This window comes from Pantoea sp. KPR_PJ (genome assembly GCF_041386365.1).
Classification (GTDB): domain Bacteria; phylum Pseudomonadota; class Gammaproteobacteria; order Enterobacterales; family Enterobacteriaceae; genus Pantoea.
The window spans coordinates 1-20,272 of the sequence record NZ_JABMIK010000006.1 but is presented as its reverse complement, the minus strand read 5'-3'; the positions used below and the strand labels follow the sequence as shown (position 1 = coordinate 20,272).

Below are 20,272 nucleotides of genomic sequence, written 5' to 3'. Positions count from 1 at the left end.
ACAGACAAGCGGCAAATCGAGGTTGATTTGCCGCCTTAGCGTCAACAGGATCTCTATGCAGAATGTTACTCCCATGCTGGCCCGCAAAGATGAAAGTACCCCGGATGAGCCGCGCTCCTCGCTGCCAGGCGGCATTGTCGGCTTCCTCTCCTACTGGTGTGCGCTGGCAGTGCCCTTCCTGTTGTACGGCTCCAACACGCTGTTCTTCTTTCTCTACACCTGGCCGTTTTTCCTTGCGCTACTGCCGGTTTCGGTATTGATTGGCATCGTTCTCAGCATGGCGCTGCGCGGCAATCTCCTCTGGATTATTCCTGCAACGGCGATTGTGGTGGTCTGCCTCTTCTGGTTGCTCTTCTCTTTTCTGTCTGGCTGGTAACGCGGCTGGATGTGCAAACGCGTCGGCAAGTTACAAAACTTTACCTGCTACGCTTCTTCTTATCCTAATCAGAATTTGCGCAGACGGCCGCGAAAGCAGGCCATTTTCACCGCTGGAGTGGAGTCCTGCATAAAGTTGTGGGATGATTGAGCCGTTTTTCAGGGGGCGGGGATGGGAAAACTGACGTTACTGCTACTGGTGCTGCTCGGCTGGCTGCAATATTCGCTGTGGCTGGGCAAAAACGGTATTCACGACTATACGCGCGTCAATGAAGACGTCGCGGTGCAACAGGCGAATAACGCCAAACTTAAAGCGCGCAACGATCAGCTGTTCGCCGAAATTGACGATCTCAATGGCGGCTCCGAAGCGATCGAAGAACGCGCACGCAATGAGCTGGGTATGATCAAGCCCGGTGAAACCTTCTATCGTCTGGTGCCGGATCAGAACAAACGCAACGCGCAGGCTGCGCAAAACCAACAACGATAACTCATGAACACGCTCTCTCTCCCTATGGAGGTGATCGCCGTTGTGCCCGCTGCCGGTATCGGCAGCCGGATGCAGGCGACCTGTCCTAAGCAGTATCTGACCATTGGTCAACACACGCTGCTGGAACACAGCATTACCCGTCTCTTTTCTCATCCCGCTGTCAGGCAGGTTATTGTCGCGCTAAGCCCGGACGACACGCAGTTTGCGTCGCTGCCGCTGGCGCACGATCCGCGCGTGCTGAGCGTGACGGGAGGCGAAACGCGTGCGGAATCGGTGCTGGCGGGCCTGCGTGCAGCGCAGGGTGCAGACTGGGTACTGGTGCATGACGCGGCCCGCCCTTGCTTGCATCCAGACGACCTGACGCGGCTGCTACAGGTGCGCGAAAGTAGCGAGGTCGGTGGCATTCTGGCCGCGCCGGTGCGAGACACCATGAAGCGCGGTGAGCCAGGTCTCGCTGCCGTTGCCCATACCGTTGAGCGTGAGCATCTCTGGCACGCGCTGACTCCTCAGTTTTTTCCGCATCATCTGCTGACTGCCTGCCTGACGCGGGCGCTGGCGGAAGGCGCGACAATTACCGATGAAGCCTCTGCGCTTGAATATTGCGGCTATCATCCACTGCTGGTCAGCGGGCGCAGTGATAACATCAAAGTCACCCGGCCAGAAGATCTGGCGCTGGCGGCATTTTATTTAACCCAGATTCAGTTAAAGGAGAGCGCATGATGCGTATCGGCCACGGTTTTGACGTTCACGCTTTTGGTGGCGAAGGTCCGCTGGTGATTGGCGGCGTGCGGATCCCGTTTGAGCATGGGTTTATTGCTCATTCAGACGGTGACGTCGCACTGCATGCGCTGACTGACGCGCTGCTTGGCGCGGTAGCCATGGGCGATATAGGCAAGCTGTTTCCGGATACCGATCCCGCCTTTAAGGGGGCTGACAGCCGGGGATTACTGCGTGAGGCCTGGCGACGCATCGCTGAAAAAGGCTACCGCGTGGGCAACGTTGACGTCACGATTATTGCCCAGGCACCGAAGATGCTGCCGCATGTGCCGCAGATGCGCGTTAATATCGCGGAAGATCTTGGCTGCCATATGGATCAGGTTAACGTAAAAGCCACCACGACTGAGAAGCTGGGCTTCACCGGGCGCGGCGAAGGCATTGCCTGTGAAGCAGTTGCGCTGCTGCTGAAGGCGGATGTGGCATGATGCTGGATAATCAGGCCTTTCTGCACGGCAAGCCCACCGCCCGCGGCACCATTAAAGCCAACCCGGAAGATTTTGTGGTCACGGAAGATCTCGGCTACGGTGCCGACGGTGAGGGTGAGCATCTGCTGGTGCGCATTCGTAAAACCGGCGCAAACACCCGTTTTGTCGCCGAGGCGCTGGCAAAATTTCTTGGCGTACATCAGCGCGATGTGAGCTATGCCGGCATGAAAGATCGCCATGCGGTAACCGAGCAGACGCTCTGCTTTCGCATCCCGGGCAATGCGATGCCCGACTTAACCGGCTTTGCGCTTGAGGGCGTTGAAATTCTTGAAGCGGTGCGTCACAAGCGTAAGCTGCGCATCGGCGCGCTGGCGGGCAATGCTTTTCGCCTGGTATTGCGTCAAATCAGCGACCGTGAGGCGGTAGAGTTGCGCCTGGGCCTGATTCGCGAGCACGGCGTACCGAACTATTTTGGCACGCAGCGTTTCGGTCGCGGCGGCAACAACCTGGCGATGGCGCAGCAGTGGGCGCGTGGCGAAATCAGCCTGCGCGATCGTAATAAGCGCAGCCTGATCCTGTCGGCTGCGCGAAGCGCATTGTTCAACCAGGTGACCAGCACCCGCCTGTTGCAGCAGGGGACCCTCACCCAGGTCATGGCAGGGGATGCGCTTCAGCTAACCGGCCGTGGCAGCTGGTTTGTTGCGCCCGCAGAGGAGCTGAATGCGCTTCAGGTGCGCGTCGATAATCACGAACTTCGTATTACCGCGCCGCTGCCGGGGCGCGGTGAGCCAGGCCCGCACGATGAGGCGCTTGCCTTTGAACAGCAATCGCTGGCGGGCGCAGCAGAATTGGTTACACTGCTTGAGCGTGAGCGCGTGGATGCTGCACGGCGTGCGATGCTGGTTGTGCCGCGCGATCTGCGCTGGAACTGGTGGGATGAGGTGACGCTGGAAATGCAGTTCTGGCTTCCGGCGGGCAGCTTTGCCACCAGCGTGATTCGGGAGCTTCTGCAACAGGAAGGTGACGATGCGGATATTGCTGAGTAATGACGACGGAATCCATGCGCCGGGCATTCAGACGCTGGCAAAAGCGCTGCGTCGTATCGCTGAGGTGCAGGTGGTCGCACCCGATCGCAATCGCAGCGGCGCATCTAACTCGCTGACGCTGGAGACGCCGCTGCGCACCTTTACCCATGAAAATGGCGATATCGCGGTGCAGATGGGTACGCCGACCGATTGTGTCTATCTGGGAGTGAATGCGCTGATGCAGCCGCGTCCGGATATTGTGGTGTCCGGTATCAATGCCGGCCCCAACCTGGGCGACGACGTGATCTATTCGGGCACCGTGGCAGCAGCGATGGAGGGGCGGCATCTTGGGCTGCCCGCGCTGGCGGTATCGCTTAACGGTCAGCAGCATTACGAAACGGCAGCGGCAGTGACCTGCGCGATTTTACAGGCGCTAACCCGCGAGCCGCTGCGTACTGGCCGTATCCTGAATATTAACGTACCGGATCTGCCGCCAGAGGCCATCAAGGGGATTCGCGTTACGCGCTGCGGCAGTCGTCATCCTGCCGATCAGGTCATTGCTCAGCAGGATCCGCGCGGCAATACCCTTTACTGGATTGGACCGCCAGGCGAGAAGTTTGATGCAGGTCCCGACACCGATTTTGCCGCAGTGGATCAGGGCTATGTGTCTGTAACTGCGCTGCACGTCGATTTAACCGCGCACAGTGCGCAGGATGTGCTTATCGACTGGTTGAATAAGTCGGAGGTCACGCTCGCATGGTGAACCGGCGGATTGAGGCGCTGCTGGCGCAGCTCCGTCAGCAAGGCATTCACGATGAGAACCTGTTAAAGGCGATCGCCGAGGTACCGCGTGAGCGCTTTATCGACGAGGCTTTTGAGCATAAAGCCTGGGATAACGTCGCCTTGCCTATCGGTTCGGGCCAGACCATCTCGCAGCCCTATATGGTAGCGCGCATGACGGCGCTGCTGGCGCTACAGCCCCATTCGCGCGTGCTGGAAATTGGCACAGGTTCCGGTTACCAGACGGCTATCCTGGCGCATCTGGTCGATCATGTTTACTCCGTTGAGCGTATTAAAGGGTTACAGTGGCAGGCGAAGCGCCGCCTGAAACAGCTCGACCTGCATAATGTTTCAACACGCCACGGCGACGGCTGGCAGGGCTGGCCAGCGCGTGGCCCCTTTGACGCGATTATCGTTACCGCCGCACCGCCTGAAATTCCGACTGCGCTGATTGCACAGCTGGATGAAGGCGGCATCATGGTGCTGCCGGTCGGGGACGATCAGCAGGTGCTGAAGCGTTTGCGCCGTCAGGGGAATGATATTGTTGAAGAAAGCATCGAACCGGTGCGCTTTGTTCCGCTGGTTCAGGGTGACCTGGCCTGAGATTTTCCCTACGTATTTCTTCACAACTGTTTCATAGCACCATCCTTTTGATCTTGTTACTATCCATTTTCATTGCGGAACACGCGGGCTTCAATGCCTCTTGCAGAGCATTGTGCTGGTATGTTTGCAAAACAGCATTATTCAGGTTTGCCATCACGGGGGAACAATGAGCACGGGAAGCCCAGTATTTAAGTTACGCCGTCTTGCGGCGCTTTCTCTGGTAGGATTTTGGCTGGCAGGCTGTAGTTCAGGCGACAACACACAAGCACCCATTAGCCAGGTTGGAGATAATGGCAGCAGCGGTGGCATGCTTAGCGCGTCAGGCGGCGTTCCTGCTACACCAAACCAGGGCGGAATGATTAGCCATTCCGTACCTTCCGCACCGAGCAGCGGTGCAATGGTTAGCGGCAATGATAATGTCCAGACGCAAAACGGTCGTATCGTGTACAACCGTAGTTATCAGAATATTCCTAAAGGTAGTTACGCTGGCGAAACTTATACCGTCAAGCGTGGCGATACGCTGTTCTATATTGCCTGGATTACCGGCAATGACTTCCGCGATTTGGCCCAGCGCAACAACGTTCCAGCCCCGTACGGCCTGAATGTCGGCCAGACGCTGCAGGTAGGTAACGGTTCAGGGCAGCCGATTACAGGTGGCAATGCGATTACCGCCGCGGATGCAACGCAGGGCGGTGTTCCGACCACGCCGCAAATTAAACAAGCCCCTGTTGCACAGCAACCAGTTATTACGTATTCTGATGATTCGGGTAATTCTTCTGGTAGCAAAATGTTGCCGTCGAAGGGGACAAATGTTGCAACGACAACAGTTCCTCCCGTGGTTGCCGCACCGCCTACGGTCAGCAGCACAACGAACAGTTCCACACCTGTTGGAAGCTGGCGTTGGCCGACCGACGGGAAGATTATCGATAACTTCTCCGCCTCTGAAGGGGGGAATAAGGGAATCGATATCGCTGGTTCGCGCGGACAACCTGTTGTCGCTACCGCATCAGGACGGGTAGTGTACGCAGGCAACGCGCTCCGGGGTTACGGCAACCTGATCATCATTAAACACAATGATGATTATCTGAGTGCCTACGCCCACAACGATACAATGCTGGTCCGGGAACAACAGGAAGTTAAGGCGGGGCAAAAGATCGCTACCATGGGTAGCACCGGAACCAGTTCAGTTAGATTACATTTTGAAATTCGTTACAAGGGGAAATCCGTAAACCCGTTGCGTTATTTACCGCAGCGATAAACCGGCAGAACCCTGCTGTTCTGCCCTGGGATCACGGGTAGGAGCCGCTTATGAGCCAGAATACGCTGAAAGTAAACGAGTTACATGAAGATGCGGAATTCGAGGAGAATGGAGCTGAGGTTTTTGATGAGAAGGCTCTTGTTGAAAACGAACCTGGCGATAACGACGTAGCGGAAGAAGAGTTGTTGTCACAGGGTGCGACGCAGCGCGTTTTGGATGCGACGCAGCTCTATCTCGGGGAGATTGGCTATTCCCCGCTGTTAACGGCAGAGGAAGAAGTGTTCTTCGCTCGCCGTGCATTACGGGGCGATATTCCCTCTCGCCGCCGCATGATTGAAAGTAACTTACGACTGGTGGTTAAGATTGCCCGCCGTTACAGCAATCGTGGTCTTGCGCTGCTTGACCTGATTGAAGAGGGTAACCTCGGGTTAATCCGTGCTGTTGAGAAATTTGACCCAGAGCGGGGTTTCCGTTTCTCAACTTACGCCACCTGGTGGATCCGTCAGACTATTGAACGGGCGATCATGAATCAAACCCGTACTATTCGTCTGCCGATTCACATTGTTAAAGAGCTGAACGTTTATCTGCGCACGGCGCGTGAACTCTCTCACAAGCTCGACCACGAGCCGAGTGCAGAAGAGATCGCGGAGCAGCTGGATAAACCTGTTGATGATGTCAGCCGCATGCTGCGTCTCAACGAGCGCATCACCTCGGTTGATACGCCGCTGGGCGGTGATTCCGAAAAAGCGCTGCTGGATATTCTGGCCGATGAAAAAGACAACGGTCCGGAAGACACCACGCAGGATGACGATATGAAGCAGAGTATCGTTAAGTGGCTGTTCGAACTGAACGCCAAGCAGCGTGAAGTGCTGGCGCGTCGTTTCGGCCTGTTAGGCTACGAAGCGGCAACGCTTGAGGATGTGGGCCGTGAAATCGGTCTGACCCGCGAGCGTGTGCGTCAGATTCAGGTTGAAGGTTTGCGTCGCCTGCGTGAGATCCTGCAGGCACAGGGCCTCAACATTGAAGCACTGTTTCGTGAATAACTGACAACGTTGTAAGTGAAAAAAAGCGGTGGCCGATGCCACCGCTTTTTTATTGCCTGTGATTTTTCTGGCCTGCTCAGGAGAGCGGGCCAGGAGTAAGCCCGCTGTCGCCATATCACACCAGCGACTTCAGTCGGTAGATCCACTCCAGCGCCTGGCGCGGCGTCAGCGTGTCGGGATCCAGCGTCTCCAGCGCTTCTACCGCGGGCGAGGTTTCTTCTACCAGCAGCGGCAGCTGTGAACCATCAACGGTTGAAGAGACGGAGTGATTCGACAGTGTCTCCAGCTCCTTGAGTTTGTTACGTGCACGCTTAATGACGTCTTTCGGCACGCCAGCCAGCGCTGCTACCGCCAGGCCATAGCTCTTGCTGGCCGCGCCTTCCTGCACGCTATGCATAAAGGCGATGGTGTCGCCGTGCTCCACCGCATCCAGGTGAACGTTAAATACGCCCGCCATTTTTTCCGGCAGCGTTGTCAGTTCAAAGTAATGGGTGGCAAACAGCGTCATTGCCTTGATGCGGTTCGCCAGGCTCTCCGCACAGGCCCACGCCAGCGATAACCCGTCATAGGTTGAAGTCCCGCGTCCTATCTCATCCATCAACACCAGGCTGTGCTCGGTGGCGTTGTGCAGGATATTAGCGGTCTCTGTCATCTCCACCATAAAAGTAGAACGGCCCGACGCCAGGTCATCCGCTGCACCTATACGCGTGAAGATACGGTCCATGGGACCGATAGTGACCTCGTCAGCCGGCACAAAGCTGCCGATCCAGGTCATCAGCGCAATCAGCGCGGCCTGGCGCATATAGGTACTTTTTCCCCCCATATTTGGGCCGGTAATGATCAGCATGCGGCGCTGCGGTGCAAGCGACAGCGGGTTCGCGATGAAGGGCTCTTTCAGCACCTGCTCAACCACCGGATGGCGCCCACCGGTAATCCTGATGCCTGGCTTATCCTGTAGGGTGGGGCGACAGTAGTTGAGTGTCCAGGCACGTTCTGCCAGATTGCTGAGTACATCCAGTTCGGCGAGTGCGGCGGCACTTAGTTGCAGCGCTTCCAGATGCGGCAGCAGCTGATCGAACAGAGCGTCGTAAAGGCTCTTCTCCAGCGTCAGCGCCTTACCCTTCGAGGTCAGCACCTTATCTTCGTACTCTTTGAGTTCAGGGATAATATAGCGCTCGGCGTTCTTCAGCGTCTGGCGGCGCACATAGTGCATCGGCATCTGATCGCTCTGCCCACGGCTGACCTGAATGTAGTAGCCATGAACGGCATTGAATCCCACCTTTAGCGTGTCGAGGCCCAGCTTTTCGCGTTCGCGGATCTCCAGCCGGTCGAGGTAGTCGGTGGCACCATCTGCCAGCGCGCGCCACTCATCCAGCTCTGCGTTATAGCCTGGCGCAATGACGCCGCCATCGCGGATCAATACCGGCGGGGACTCAATCACTGCCGCTTCCAGCAGCTCGCGCAGTTCGGTGAATTCTCCCATACGTTCGCGCAGGCGAATCAGGGCGCTGGAGTCGACGTTAGCCAGCAGGGCATTCAGCTCCGGCAGCTGCTGAAAGGCGTGACGCATACGCGCCAGGTCGCGCGGACGTGCTGTGCGCAGCGCAAGACGCGCCAGAATACGCTCCAGATCGCCAACCTGACGCAGGATGGGCTGTAGCGTATCACTCAGGGACTGCAGTTCGGCAATGGCCTCCTGACGCTGATGAATTACCTGCGCGTCGCGCAGCGGCATATGCAGCCAGCGCTTGAGCATGCGGCTGCCCATCGGCGTAACGGTTCGATCCAGCACCGCTGCCAGCGTGTTTTCCGTGCCGCCCGCCAGATTCTGAGTAATCTCCAGATTTCGGCGCGTAGCAGCATCCATAATGATGCTGTCCTGCTGGCGCTCCATGCTGAGCGAACGGATATGCGGCAGACTGGTGCGCTGCGTATCCTTAACATATTGCAGCAGGCAACCTGCTGCCCGCAGCGCACGATACGCCTGCTCTACGCCGAAGCCGTTGAGGTCACGGGTACCGAACTGTAAATTCAGCTGCTGGCGCGCGGTATCAATCTCAAATTCCCACAGCGGACGGCGGCGCAGGCCGCGACGCTGATCGATCAGCGCCATCGCCTGAAAGTCTTCCGGATAGAGCAGTTCAGCAGGGTTGGTGCGCTGTAGCTCGGCGGCCATGGTTTCTGTATCCACCGGCTCGCTCAGGCGGAAGCGGCCGGAGCTGATATCCAGCGTAGCGTAGCCAAATCCTTGTGGGCTTTGCACGATGGCGGCCAGCAGGTTGTCGTGGCGCTCCTGGAGCAGCGCTTCGTCGCTGATAGTGCCCGGCGTCACAATACGGACGACTTTGCGCTCCACTGGACCTTTGCTGAGCGCCGGATCGCCAGTCTGCTCACAGATGGCCACGGATTCGCCCAGTTGAACCAGCTTCGCCAGATAGCTCTCTACCGCATGATAGGGCACGCCCGCCATCGGAATTGGTTCGCCCGCTGATGCGCCGCGTTTGGTAAGGGAAATGTCCAGCAGCTGTGAGGCGCGCTTTGCGTCGTCGTAAAACAGCTCATAAAAGTCGCCCATGCGGTAAAACAGCAGGATGTCGGGGTGTTCGGCCTTTAGACGCAGATATTGCTGCATCATCGGCGTATGAGCGGTGATGTCCTTATCGGCTGACTTGTTCATAAATAATTAACTCTTAAATCATTCGGTTATTGGGCAAGCCTTGCATCGGACTGCGTATTCTGGCGTATGTCACGGGATATACCCGCTAAGAGACAGGGAGGAGGCACGGTTTCACGCCGCCCTGGCTGTGAGATAAGCAATATCTGGTGCCATTATGAAAAGTTGCAACCTGAACATCAAGGCTGCCGCTGTTGAGCGGTTAGTCAGGAGGCTTTCTGCTTCGTTCACCCTCCGATGCTGCCCGCCGCTCGCCACAGGCACCCCCTGTTTACCCGCTCGTGACGTTATCAGGCAGTGACGTAAAAGCCTAACGGAATCCTGCCTGAATCTCTGTCCGTGCGAGACGTAACGCAAAAACAGAACAGATCTCGCTATCCCAGACTGGCGAGCAGGAGGCTTTCCCCTGCCAGAGCCAGGCAAGGACCAAAGGGGAAGGGCTGATGCAGCGAGCGTTGTCTGAGTAGCCGTGCCAGTAGTACCCAGACCACACCCAGGCCAGAGGCAATCATTAACAGCAGGGGCAGGGGTTGCCAGCCGAGCCAGCTACCCAGCGCCGCCAGCAGTTTGGCATCGCCGCCGCCCAGGGCTTCTCGATGACGCACATTGCGATAGGCCCAGGCCAGCAGCCGAAACAGCAGGTAGCCGCTGGCTGCGCCGAGAATCGCGTCCGCCGGCGTGCCAGTTGGCATTACAGAGCAGCTATGCAGCAGCAGGCCGAGCCAGAGCAGCGGCAAGGTCAGCGCATCCGGAAGCAGCTGGCAGTGAAGATCAATCAGCGACAGCACCAGCAGAAAATAGCTCATCAGCAGGGCCGCCAGCAGTGTGCCGTCCCACGGCAGCCATAACGTCAGCAGCAGACCGATCGCCGCGCTGGTAAGCTCGATCGCCGGATAGCGCCAGGGTATTGGCTGATGACAATGACGGCAGCGGCCGCGCAGGAGCAGCCAGCTAAGCAGTGGAATGCAATCGACAAGGTACACCGACTGCTTGCAGGTCGGACAGTGAGAGCGAGGAAAAACCAGCGAAAAGCCAGGCTGCGGTTGCAGCACCATCAGCGGCAAGCGGTAGACGACGACGCTGAGAAAGCTGCCGAGACAAAGCGCCAGTGCGCCTGCTGTCAGCCAGATAACAGGGTTAGTGTTCACGGGTATCGACTCCCTTTGCATGTCAGGCAAACCTCAGGGTGAGTACCTTATCCCTTTTGCGGGTGTTGAATGCAACAAATCACTGTTTTAAAACAGGTTTGCGGCGTGGCTCTCAGTTTGCCAGTGAGAAAGGGAGAGTGGTTGCAGGCACTTTGGCATCAGCCCGCAGCTATTTGCTGGCGCTATTTTTACGTTTCGCCCTGTCCATTCTGGGAGTGAATGTTTACCATAATTTGTTACCTTCACTGCATGCTTATGGATATCAAATGCGTTTTAAGATCACCTTATTTCCGCTTATCGCCCTCCTGGCCGCCTGCAGCAGTAAACCTGAATCCGCGCCGCAGCCCGCTACGCTGGCCGCGCCGAAAGGGGGCTTTCTGCTGGAACAGTCGCATGCTGTCCAGCCTATGTTTGGCGACTTTGCCGGCAATCCTGCCGCTGAGCAGTTTATCGACCGGATGGTGGAAAAGCATGGCTTTGACCGCCAGCAGCTGCATGCCGTCATCGGTCAGGCAAAACGCCTGGATTATGTGCTACGCCTGATGGATCGTCAGGCACCTGCCTACACGCCACCCTCTGGACCAAACGGCGCGTGGATCCGCTATCGCAATCAGTTCATTACGCCAGACAATGTGCAAAACGGCGTGGCTTTCTGGAATCAGTATCAGGATGCGCTCGCCCGGGCTCAGCAGGTCTATGGCGTGCCGCCAGAGATTATTGTTGGCATTATTGGCGTGGAGACACGCTGGGGCCGAGTGATGGGTAAAACCCGCATTCTTGATGCGCTGGCCACGCTGTCGTTCAACTATCCGCGTCGCGCCAGCTATTTCAGCAGCGAGCTGGAAACCTTCCTGCTGATGGCACGCAATGAACAGGACGATCCGCTGGATCTGAAAGGATCTTTTGCCGGTGCGATGGGGTATGGCCAGTTTATGCCCTCTTCCTATCAGCAATATGCCGTTGATTTCAATGGTGACGGGCATGTCAACCTGTGGGATCCGGTTGATGCGATTGGCAGCGTAGCACACTACTTTAAAGAGCACGGCTGGCGTAGCGGCGAAAGCGTTGCCGTTCCTGCCAGCGGTCAGGCACCCCTGCTGGAAAATGGTTTCAAGACCCGCTACACGCCAGAGATGCTGGCGGCATCAGGCCTCTCTCCGCAGGGCTTGTTAGACGGCACGACACAGGTCAGCCTGCTGCGGCTGGATATGGGGACCAGCTACCAGTACTGGTACGGCTTGCCTAACTTCTATGTTATTACCCGCTATAACCACAGTACGCATTACGCAATGGCGGTATGGCAACTGGGGGAGGCTGTCAGCAAAGCGCGCAGCGGCACCCTGTTCTGATTGCTGTCCTTAATAACTGTAAGGGTATATGATGGCGTCCCTCAGACGTCATCATCTCGTTAGTTTCAGGAGCTGTTATGCAATCACTTCCCGCCTGTCCCCTTTGTCAGGCTGATTACAGCTGGCAGGAGGGCGACAATCTTAACTGTCCTTCCTGCGGTCATATCTGGTCGCTGAGCGAAGGGGATAACGCCGCCGAACGCCTGGTGGTTCGCGATGCCAACGGTAATGTGCTGGAGGATGGCGATACGGTTACCGTGGTCAAAGATCTCAAGGTAAAGGGCAGTTCTTCCACGCTTAAGATTGGCACGCGCGTGAAGGGCATCCGTCTGGTCGAAGGCGATCACAATATCGACTGTAAGATCGAGGGCTTTGGTCCGATGAAACTGAAGTCAGAGTTTGTGAAGCGCGGCTAGGCAGGCGGGGCGCACTCTGCGCCCGCCTCTCTCATTTACTCAAACAGACGATCGATGGCTTCGCACTGCTGCGCGCTGAGCGTACCGCCAACGTTGCGCGACAGGCTGCTCATTGAATCAAAGCGACGTGATACTGCCGTTTTGATTGTCGTGACAAAATCATCTCCAATAGCATAAATCGCCATTAGCCTGCCAATGCGCTGCTGAAACGATGCCAGCGCCGCCATGTCCTGCTCGCGCCATGCCTGCTTCGCTGCCGCAAACAGCTCCGGCACAATGTTATTCAGGCCGGAAATGACGCCCGCACCGCCTGCCAGCAGGTTCGGCAGCAGGTACTCATCGTAGCCGGAGAGCACAGCGAAATCGTCGCGCACTTTTTTGGTCTCTTCAATCAGTGCGCGCGTGTGTGAAAGGCAGTCAACCGTATCTTTAATCCCGGCAAAGTCAGGCAGTTCGGCTGCCAGCTGGCTTACCAGCGCCGGCGTGAGGTCGCAGCCGGTACGTGCCGGAAAGTTATAGGCGAACCACTTGCCGCCGATCTGTTTATCCATCTCGCGGAAATAGCGCAGCAGCTGCTGCTGGGTCTGTCCATAGTAATAGGGCGGCAGCACCATCACCGCATCGAACGCATTTTGCCAGGCGGCCTCGGCCAGCGCCAGCATATCCGCCACACAGGTGCTGGAGATATTGGCGACCAGCGTCAGCGGTGTGAGCTGGCGCGTTTCCCGGATCAGTAGCAAACGTTCCTGCTGCGTCAGTGAGGCAAATTCCCCAATACTGCCCATTAGTAATAAAGCATCGATACCCGAGGTATTCAGGCGAGAGAAATGACAGCCCAGCGCATCAATATCTGGCTGCCCCTGTAGCGTAAAAGGCGTTACAGATGGGCACCATACGCCGGAAAATGCAGGTTGCGCGATCATAAATGCTCCTGAATGAGGTAAAAAATGAAACAATGTTTTAACTTAATTCCCAGCGGCGACGCTTGCCACCGCAGCGTGTAGAATTGGGCAGCGCATCGCACTTTTTCGCGTCTGGTTAACGAAGAGGAGAGGTCGAACATGCAGGACTGGAACCCGCAGCTCTATCGGCAGTTTGAATCGGAAAGAACGCGACCTGCGTATGAGCTGCTGTCGCGTATACCCGTTACGGATGTTCGCTTTGTCACTGATTTGGGGTGTGGCCCAGGTAACAGCACGGAACTGCTGGCTAACACCTGGCCTGACGCGCAAATCTGTGGTCTTGACAGCTCTGAAGCGATGCTGGAACAGGCGCGGCAACGGCTGCCTCACTGCCTGTTTATCAAAGAGGATATTCGCCACTGGCGGGCGCCAGAGCCCCAGCAGGTCATTTATGCCAATGCATCACTGCAGTGGCTGGGAGAGCACAACAGGCTATTCCCCCATCTGGCAGAGCAGCTGGACACGGGCGGCGCACTGGCGATACAGATGCCCGATAATTTGCAGGAACCTACACATCGTCTGATGCGCGAAATCGCCGCATGCGATCCCTGGCGGCAGCGTATCGGTGCGGTAGAGCGTAAGCCACTGCTCACCGGTGATGGCTATTACGATCTGCTGACCCGGGCCGGCTGCGAGGTGGATATCTGGCGCACCACTTACTATCACGTTATGCCTGACGCGCAGGCAATCATTACCTGGCTGCAAGCTACCGGGCTACGGCCGTTTCTCAATGCACTTGACGCTGATGAGCAAACGCGTTTTCTGGAACAGTATCATCAGGCGCTGCAACAGGCTTATCCTGTGCGCGCTGATGGGCGCATTTTGCTGGCCTTTCCGCGTCTTTTTATCGTCGCGGTGAAAAAGGCGTCTCACGCCTGAGAGGCGCTGCGCAAAGCCATCAGACTTCTGACAGGGCGGGTTGAAAATGTCCTTTTCTTACACCATGTTCTCTCTACTAAGCTGAAAGGATAAGACGGCATGAACGATCGGGAACTACAGCGTCTGAGCATGACCATTGGTAACCATCTGAAGGCGGCAAAGGCAACCGTTACCTGTGCCGAATCCTGTACAGGGGGCTGGATTGCTAAAGTGTTTACTGATATCAGCGGCAGTTCCGCGTGGTTTGAGCGCGGTTTTGTTACCTATAGCAACGAGGCCAAGCAAGAGCTGGTAGGCGTTTCTGCCGACTCGCTAGCACAGTATGGTGCTGTGAGTGAGGCGGTGGTGCGGGAGATGGCTCAGGGGGCTCAACGTGCTGCTCGTGCGGACTATGCGGTATCGGTTAGCGGCATCGCTGGACCCGATGGCGGCAGCACCGATAAGCCGGTAGGTACCGTGTGGTTTGGCTTCGTCGGACCTGATGGCGTAACCATGGCAAAACGCCAGCATTTTCAAGGCGATCGTGAGGCTGTTCGTCGTCAGTCTGTGGCCTTTGCACTGCAGACATTACAGGACGATTTTTTGGCAAATTAAGCTTGATACTGTATGACTATACAGTATAATTAGCAGCAACAGAAAGCGAGCAGGCATTTGTAGCGTGCTTACCCCCGTATGAGTCAGGAGTAGAAATGGCAATTGACGAAAACAAACAGAAAGCTTTAGCTGCCGCGCTGGGCCAGATTGAAAAGCAATTCGGTAAAGGCTCCATCATGCGCCTGGGTGAAGACCGCTCAATGGACGTAGAGACTATTTCTACCGGCTCGCTTTCACTGGATATCGCGCTGGGCGCGGGCGGTCTGCCAATGGGCCGTATCGTCGAAATCTATGGTCCGGAATCGTCCGGTAAAACCACGCTGACGCTGCAGGTTATTGCTGCGGCACAGCGTAAAGGCAAAACCTGCGCCTTTATCGATGCAGAACATGCGCTGGATCCGGTTTACGCTAAAAAGCTGGGTGTCGACATTGATAACCTGCTCTGTTCTCAGCCGGATACCGGTGAGCAGGCGCTGGAAATCTGTGATGCGCTGGCGCGTTCTGGTGCTGTTGACGTCATCATTGTCGACTCTGTTGCGGCGCTGACGCCAAAAGCAGAGATTGAAGGTGAAATCGGTGACTCTCACATGGGCCTCGCGGCGCGTATGATGAGCCAGGCCATGCGTAAGCTGGCAGGTAACCTGAAGCAGTCTAATACGCTGCTGATCTTCATCAACCAGATTCGTATGAAGATTGGTGTGATGTTCGGTAACCCGGAAACCACAACCGGTGGTAACGCGCTGAAGTTCTATGCCTCTGTCCGTCTTGATATTCGTCGTATCGGCGCGATTAAAGAGGGCGATGAAGTGGTCGGTAGCGAAACCCGCGTGAAAGTGGTGAAGAACAAAATTGCTGCGCCGTTTAAACAGGCTGAGTTCCAGATCATGTATGGCGAAGGCATCAACACCTTCGGCGAGCTGGTTGACCTGGGCGTTAAGTACAAGCTGGTGGAAAAAGCCGGTGCCTGGTATAGCTACAACGGTGACAAGATTGGTCAGGGTAAAGCGAACGCGACAAACTTCCTCAAGGAAAACCCAGCGATCGCTAACGAACTGGATGTAAAACTGCGTGAGATGCTGCTGAACAGCGCGGCGACCGAAGGGGGAGCCACTGATGCCTCTGCCGGTGCCCTGGAAGACGCTGCCAGTGAAACCAACGAAGATTTTTAATCCTGTAACGGGGGTGGGCAACCACTCCCGTTTTTCGTTTCACCGATCCTCTCTTTTTTCCTCCCCGCTCTGCCGCCATAATTCTCTTCCTTTCTAGCCAGGTGAGTCCTATGACTGAACAACCGCAACCGAAGGAAATTCCTTTTTCGCGTCTGCTTGACCGCGCCATGCGTATTCTGACGCAGCGCGATCACAGCGAAGCTGAACTGCGCCGTAAACTACAGCAGTCTGTACAGCGTGCCGCCTTTCTTCAGCAGAACGAACCTGAAATCATTACCGATGCGCAGCTGGATAAAGTCATCGGCTGGTGTCAGGAGAATGGCTGGCTGAATGATGAACGCTTCACCGAGCGCTTTATTCAAAGCCGCAGCCGTAAAGGTTACGGCCCACAGCGTATCCGGCTGGAGCTGGGACAAAAAGGCGTGGCACGCCCGGAGATTGATATCGCAATGGAAGCCTGTGAAATCGACTGGGCCGCCTGTGCAGCACAGCTGGCAGAGCGCAAGTTCGGTCATCCTTTGCCATCAGAATGGAAGGCTAAAGCCAAAGTTCAGCGCTTTTTGCAGTCAAAAGGCTTTTTCATGGAAGATATTCAGGCCGTTTTTCGAAATTTTGATGACTAGAGGCCGCACGGGGTTTTACTTCCCAGTGAAGAAAATTTATCTTATTCCCACTTTTTTTGTTCCGCTGAACGGTAAAGCTGCGCGGATGCGGCTTGTCTGACAGGACGGAACCTTCGTTAGCGTGATTCCAGGATATATATGAGCAAGAGCACTGCTGAGATCCGTCAAGCGTTTCTCGACTTTTTCCATAGCAAGGGACACCAGGTTGTAGCCAGCAGCTCCCTCGTACCGAATAACGATCCGACGCTGCTGTTTACCAACGCCGGAATGGTCCAGTTCAAAGATGTTTTCCTCGGTCAGGACAAGCGCGACTATTCGCGTGCGACCACCTCGCAGCGCTGCGTGCGCGCCGGTGGCAAGCACAACGATCTGGAAAATGTTGGCTATACCGCCCGTCACCACACTTTCTTTGAAATGCTGGGTAACTTCAGCTTTGGTGACTATTTCAAGAAAGAGGCGATTGCTTACGCCTGGGAACTGCTGACAGGGGAGACCTGGTTCGCTCTGCCGAAAGAGCGTCTGTGGGTCACCGTCTATGAGACCGACGACGAAGCCTATGACATTTGGGCTAACGATATTGGCGTGCCGCGCGAGCGTATTATCCGTATTGGCGACAACAAAGGCAGCGCCTACGCTTCTGATAACTTCTGGCAGATGGGCGATACCGGCCCTTGCGGTCCGTGCAGCGAAATTTTCTACGATCACGGCGACCATATCTGGGGCGGACCTCCGGGCAGCCCGGAAGAAGATGGCGATCGCTATATTGAGATCTGGAATATTGTCTTCATGCAGTTCAACCGTCAGCCGGATGGCACTATGCTGCCGCTGCCAAAGCCTTCGGTTGACACTGGCATGGGGCTGGAACGTATCTCCGCCGTGCTGCAACACGTTAACTCCAACTATGAAATCGATCTCTTTGACAAATTGATCAAAGCGGTTGCCGAAGTGACTGGCGCAACGGACCTCAGCAATAAATCGCTGCGCGTTATCGCCGACCATATTCGTTCGTGCGCCTTCCTGATTGCTGACGGCGTGATCCCGTCGAACGAGAACCGCGGTTATGTGCTGCGTCGTATCATTCGTCGTGCGGTACGCCACGGCAACATGCTGGGGGCAAAAGAGGCGTTTTTCTACAAGCTGGTTGCGCCGCTGGTCGAGGTGATGGGTGCGGCAGGTGACGATCTGAAGCGTCAGCAGAGCCAGGTTGAAACTGTTCTTAAAACCGAAGAAGAGCAGTTCGCTAAAACGCTGGAGCGCGGCCTGACGCTGCTGGACGAGGAGCTGGCGAAGTTACAGGGTGATACGCTTGATGGCGAAACCGTCTTCCGCCTCTATGACACCTTTGGTTTCCCGGTTGATCTGACGGCTGACGTATGTCGCGAACGCAACCTGAAAATTGATGAAGCGGGTTTCGAAAAAGCGATGGAGCAGCAGCGCCAGCGCGCACGTGAAGCCAGCGGGTTCGGTGCGGACTACAGTAATGTCATCAGCATTGATGCAGCCTCCGCTTTCAAAGGCTATGACCAGCTCGATCTGACGGCGACGGTTAAAGCCATTTATGTTGATGGCGTTGCGGTTGACGATGTTGCGGCGGGACAGGAAGCGGTGGTCGTGCTGGATGAGACGCCATTTTATGGTGAATCAGGCGGACAGGTTGGCGATACCGGGCAGTTGAAAGGGAAGAATGCTGAATTTAGCGTTCAGGATACACAAAAATATGGTCAGGCTATCGGCCATATCGGTAAGCTGACCTCTGGTCACCTGCGTATCGGCGATCGTGTTGAGGCTGAGGTGGATGAGGCACGTCGCGCGCGCATTCGTTTGAATCACTCTGCAACCCACCTGTTGCACGCGGCGCTGCGCCAGGTGCTGGGTGAGCACGTTGCGCAGAAAGGATCGCTGGTGAACGATAAATATCTGCGTTTCGACTTCTCGCATTTTGAGGCGATGAAACCGCAGGAGATTCGCCAGGTAGAAGAAATTGTCAATGCGCAAATTCGCCGCAACCTGACCGTTGAAACTGACGTGATGGATATCGACGCAGCGAAAGGCAAAGGCGCGATGGCGCTGTTTGGTGAAAAATATGACCAGCGTGTGCGCGTACTGACAATGGGGGATTTTTCCATTGAGCTTTGCGGTGGCACGCACGCCGCTCGCACTGGAGACATCGGCCTGTTCCGTATTCTTACCGAATCGGGTACGGCCGCAGGCGTACGTCGTATAGAAGCCGTAACCGGTGAAAATGCGCTGTCACAGGTCTATGCGCAGAGCAATCAGCTGCAGGAGATCGCGCAGCTGGTGAAAGCCAACAACAGCAATCTGAACGATAAAGTGCGTGGACTGGTTGATCATATCCGCGTGCTGGAAAAAGAATTGCAGCAACTGCGCGACCAGCAGGCCGCCCAGGAAAGTGCATCACTAAGCAGTAACGCTATCGACATCAAGGGCGTAAAACTGCTGGTAAGCGAACTGAGCAATGTTGAGCCAAAAATGTTACGTACCATGGTCGACGATCTGAAAAATCAGCTGGGTTCGGCGGTGATTGTGCTGGCGACCGTAGCAGAAGGGAAGGTGTCGTTGATTGCGGGCGTGACCAAAGATGTCACCGATCGTGTCAAGGCGGGCGAGCTGATCGGCGAACTGGCGCAGCAGGTTGGCGGTAAAGGCGGCGGGCGTCCCGATATGGCGCAGGCCGGTGGTACCGATGCGCAGGCGCTGAAAGGCGCACTGGCAGGGGTTGAAAGCTGGGTTAGCAGCCGCCTGTAATAAATAGAACAATGCATCGTGAAAAGCGCCAGGAACTAAGGTTCTGGCGCTTTTTAACACCATGTGCATCAAGTAATGACAAAGTCAGGTCGATGTAGTGTATTTCGGCTAAACTAACTATCAGCAGAATGTATTGGCGTAGCGACGTACATTGGTGTATTTGTCATAGTCAATGTTCAGCGTTAAATGATGGATAATGCCGGGAGCCCGAACAGAGCCCGACTCTTTTAATCTTTCAAGGAGCAAAGAATGCTTATTCTAACTCGTCGAGTTGGTGAAACCCTCATGATTGGCGATGAGGTGACTGTAACGGTGCTGGGAGTGAAAGGTAACCAGGTTCGTATCGGTGTAAACGCACCGAAAGAGGTCTCTGTGCATCGCGAAGAGATTTATCAGCGCATTCAGGCCGAAAAAACTCAGCAAACGAGTTACTAACGGATTTAGCGCCTCGCAGGCTCCTGCGAGGCGCGACCGCTTTTCTCTCTTTCTTCTCGCGTCTTCCCCGTTTTTTTCCGCTGTTTCTGGTGAGCCGTTCTCTTGCAAAATTTCTCTGTTATCGGTTTTCACTGTTGATAAATCACTCTTTTTGTCGGCAAATTGCACCAATTGAGTGTCATTTGTGCAAACGATCAGATGGTGGGAAAAATTGTTTGACTTATAAGTCCGGGAAAGTAATATGTGCGCCACGCAGTGCCGATGAGCAGAAACAACGTTCTGATGCACAGTTCGCAAGAACGCGTATGGTGAGGTGGCCGAGAGGCTGAAGGCGCTCCCCTGCTAAGGGAGTATGCGGTCAAAAGCTGCATCCGGGGTTCGAATCCCCGCCTCACCGCCATTTTCCGATGCATCCGTAGCTCAGCTGGATAGAGTACTCGGCTACGAACCGAGCGGTCGGAGGTTCGAATCCTCCCGGATGCAC

The 20,272-nt window shown here is 55.9% G+C and carries 20 protein-coding genes and 2 tRNA genes; 19 read left to right on the top strand and 3 right to left on the bottom strand.

Features of this window, described 5'->3' with window-relative positions; genetic code table 11:
- Positions 1–55: 55 nt before the first annotated feature.
- From HP564_RS13680 to rpoS, 9 genes are all read left to right on the top strand, one after another.
- Entirely contained in the window at positions 56–376 is a 321-nt protein-coding gene (locus tag HP564_RS13680; RefSeq protein WP_371243887.1) for a DUF3561 family protein, read from the top strand.
- A gap of 171 nt (positions 377–547) precedes the next feature.
- Entirely contained in the window at positions 548–862 is a 315-nt protein-coding gene (ftsB, locus tag HP564_RS13675) for a cell division protein FtsB (protein ID WP_081140952.1), read from the top strand.
- Positions 863–865: 3 nt separating this feature from the next.
- Positions 866–1,582, top strand: coding sequence for a 2-C-methyl-D-erythritol 4-phosphate cytidylyltransferase (gene ispD / locus HP564_RS13670; RefSeq protein ID WP_371243884.1), 717 nt, complete (start codon positions 866–868; stop codon positions 1,580–1,582).
- The gene (gene ispF / locus HP564_RS13665) at positions 1,582–2,064 is read left to right on the top strand and encodes a 2-C-methyl-D-erythritol 2,4-cyclodiphosphate synthase (RefSeq protein ID WP_371244249.1); all 483 of its coding nucleotides are present in this window, start codon (positions 1,582–1,584) and stop codon (positions 2,062–2,064) included. Before ispD ends, ispF begins: the two co-directional genes overlap by 1 nt.
- Entirely contained in the window at positions 2,061–3,110 is a 1,050-nt protein-coding gene (gene truD / locus HP564_RS13660; protein WP_371243882.1) for a tRNA pseudouridine(13) synthase TruD, read from the top strand. The genes ispF and truD overlap by 4 nt, the downstream gene beginning before the upstream one ends.
- On the top strand, positions 3,091–3,852 hold the full coding sequence (gene surE / locus HP564_RS13655) for a 5'/3'-nucleotidase SurE (protein WP_371243880.1): 762 nt from the start codon (positions 3,091–3,093) through the stop codon (positions 3,850–3,852). Before truD ends, surE begins: the two co-directional genes overlap by 20 nt.
- Complete coding sequence (locus tag HP564_RS13650; protein WP_371243878.1) at positions 3,846–4,472, top strand: protein-L-isoaspartate(D-aspartate) O-methyltransferase; 627 nt, start codon at positions 3,846–3,848, stop codon at positions 4,470–4,472. Before surE ends, HP564_RS13650 begins: the two co-directional genes overlap by 7 nt.
- A 166-nt stretch (positions 4,473–4,638) precedes the next feature.
- Complete coding sequence (gene nlpD / locus HP564_RS13645; RefSeq protein WP_371243876.1) at positions 4,639–5,730, top strand: murein hydrolase activator NlpD; 1,092 nt, start codon at positions 4,639–4,641, stop codon at positions 5,728–5,730.
- Between the two features lie 50 nt (positions 5,731–5,780).
- Positions 5,781–6,773: an RNA polymerase sigma factor RpoS gene (gene rpoS / locus HP564_RS13640; protein ID WP_123801698.1), complete on the top strand. Its 993-nt coding sequence runs from the start codon at positions 5,781–5,783 to the stop codon at positions 6,771–6,773.
- 115 nt (positions 6,774–6,888) lie between these two features.
- Here the strand turns inward: rpoS and mutS are convergent, their stop codons facing one another.
- Both mutS and HP564_RS13630 read right to left on the bottom strand, forming a co-directional pair.
- On the bottom strand, positions 6,889–9,450 hold the full coding sequence (gene mutS, locus HP564_RS13635; protein ID WP_371243874.1) for a DNA mismatch repair protein MutS: 2,562 nt from the start codon (positions 9,448–9,450) through the stop codon (positions 6,889–6,891).
- A gap of 371 nt (positions 9,451–9,821) precedes the next feature.
- Positions 9,822–10,595: an A24 family peptidase gene (locus HP564_RS13630; RefSeq protein WP_371243872.1), complete on the bottom strand. Its 774-nt coding sequence runs from the start codon at positions 10,593–10,595 to the stop codon at positions 9,822–9,824.
- Between the two features lie 266 nt (positions 10,596–10,861).
- Between HP564_RS13630 and mltB the strand changes: the two genes are divergently transcribed.
- On the top strand, positions 10,862–11,944 hold the full coding sequence (gene mltB, locus HP564_RS13625) for a lytic murein transglycosylase B (protein WP_371243871.1): 1,083 nt from the start codon (positions 10,862–10,864) through the stop codon (positions 11,942–11,944).
- Between the two features lie 77 nt (positions 11,945–12,021).
- On the top strand, positions 12,022–12,360 hold the full coding sequence (locus HP564_RS13620) for a zinc ribbon domain-containing protein YjdM (protein ID WP_371243870.1): 339 nt from the start codon (positions 12,022–12,024) through the stop codon (positions 12,358–12,360).
- Between the two features lie 35 nt (positions 12,361–12,395).
- Here HP564_RS13620 and HP564_RS13615 read toward each other — a convergent pair whose 3' ends face one another.
- A complete protein-coding gene (locus HP564_RS13615) occupies positions 12,396–13,283 on the bottom strand; it encodes a dihydrodipicolinate synthase family protein (protein ID WP_371243868.1) in 888 nt (295 codons plus the stop codon).
- Between the two features lie 138 nt (positions 13,284–13,421).
- Between HP564_RS13615 and tam the strand changes: the two genes are divergently transcribed.
- The 8 genes from tam to HP564_RS13575 all read left to right on the top strand — a co-directional run bounded on the left by tam (position 13,422) and on the right by HP564_RS13575 (position 20,271).
- Complete coding sequence (gene tam / locus HP564_RS13610; RefSeq protein WP_371243866.1) at positions 13,422–14,201, top strand: trans-aconitate 2-methyltransferase; 780 nt, start codon at positions 13,422–13,424, stop codon at positions 14,199–14,201.
- Between the two features lie 99 nt (positions 14,202–14,300).
- The gene (gene pncC / locus HP564_RS13605; protein ID WP_371243865.1) at positions 14,301–14,795 is read left to right on the top strand and encodes a nicotinamide-nucleotide amidase; all 495 of its coding nucleotides are present in this window, start codon (positions 14,301–14,303) and stop codon (positions 14,793–14,795) included.
- A 95-nt stretch (positions 14,796–14,890) separates the two neighbouring features.
- Complete coding sequence (recA, locus tag HP564_RS13600; RefSeq protein WP_371243863.1) at positions 14,891–15,964, top strand: recombinase RecA; 1,074 nt, start codon at positions 14,891–14,893, stop codon at positions 15,962–15,964.
- A gap of 110 nt (positions 15,965–16,074) precedes the next feature.
- The gene (locus tag HP564_RS13595; protein ID WP_371243860.1) at positions 16,075–16,587 is read left to right on the top strand and encodes a regulatory protein RecX; all 513 of its coding nucleotides are present in this window, start codon (positions 16,075–16,077) and stop codon (positions 16,585–16,587) included.
- A 138-nt stretch (positions 16,588–16,725) separates the two neighbouring features.
- Complete coding sequence (gene alaS, locus HP564_RS13590; protein WP_371243858.1) at positions 16,726–19,353, top strand: alanine--tRNA ligase; 2,628 nt, start codon at positions 16,726–16,728, stop codon at positions 19,351–19,353.
- Between the two features lie 249 nt (positions 19,354–19,602).
- The gene (gene csrA / locus HP564_RS13585; protein WP_004155916.1) at positions 19,603–19,788 is read left to right on the top strand and encodes a carbon storage regulator CsrA; all 186 of its coding nucleotides are present in this window, start codon (positions 19,603–19,605) and stop codon (positions 19,786–19,788) included.
- 307 nt (positions 19,789–20,095) lie between these two features.
- A tRNA-Ser gene (locus tag HP564_RS13580) sits at positions 20,096–20,188 on the top strand.
- A 9-nt stretch (positions 20,189–20,197) separates the two neighbouring features.
- Positions 20,198–20,271: transfer RNA gene (locus HP564_RS13575), tRNA-Arg, on the top strand.
- Position 20,272: the final 1 nt, after the last annotated feature.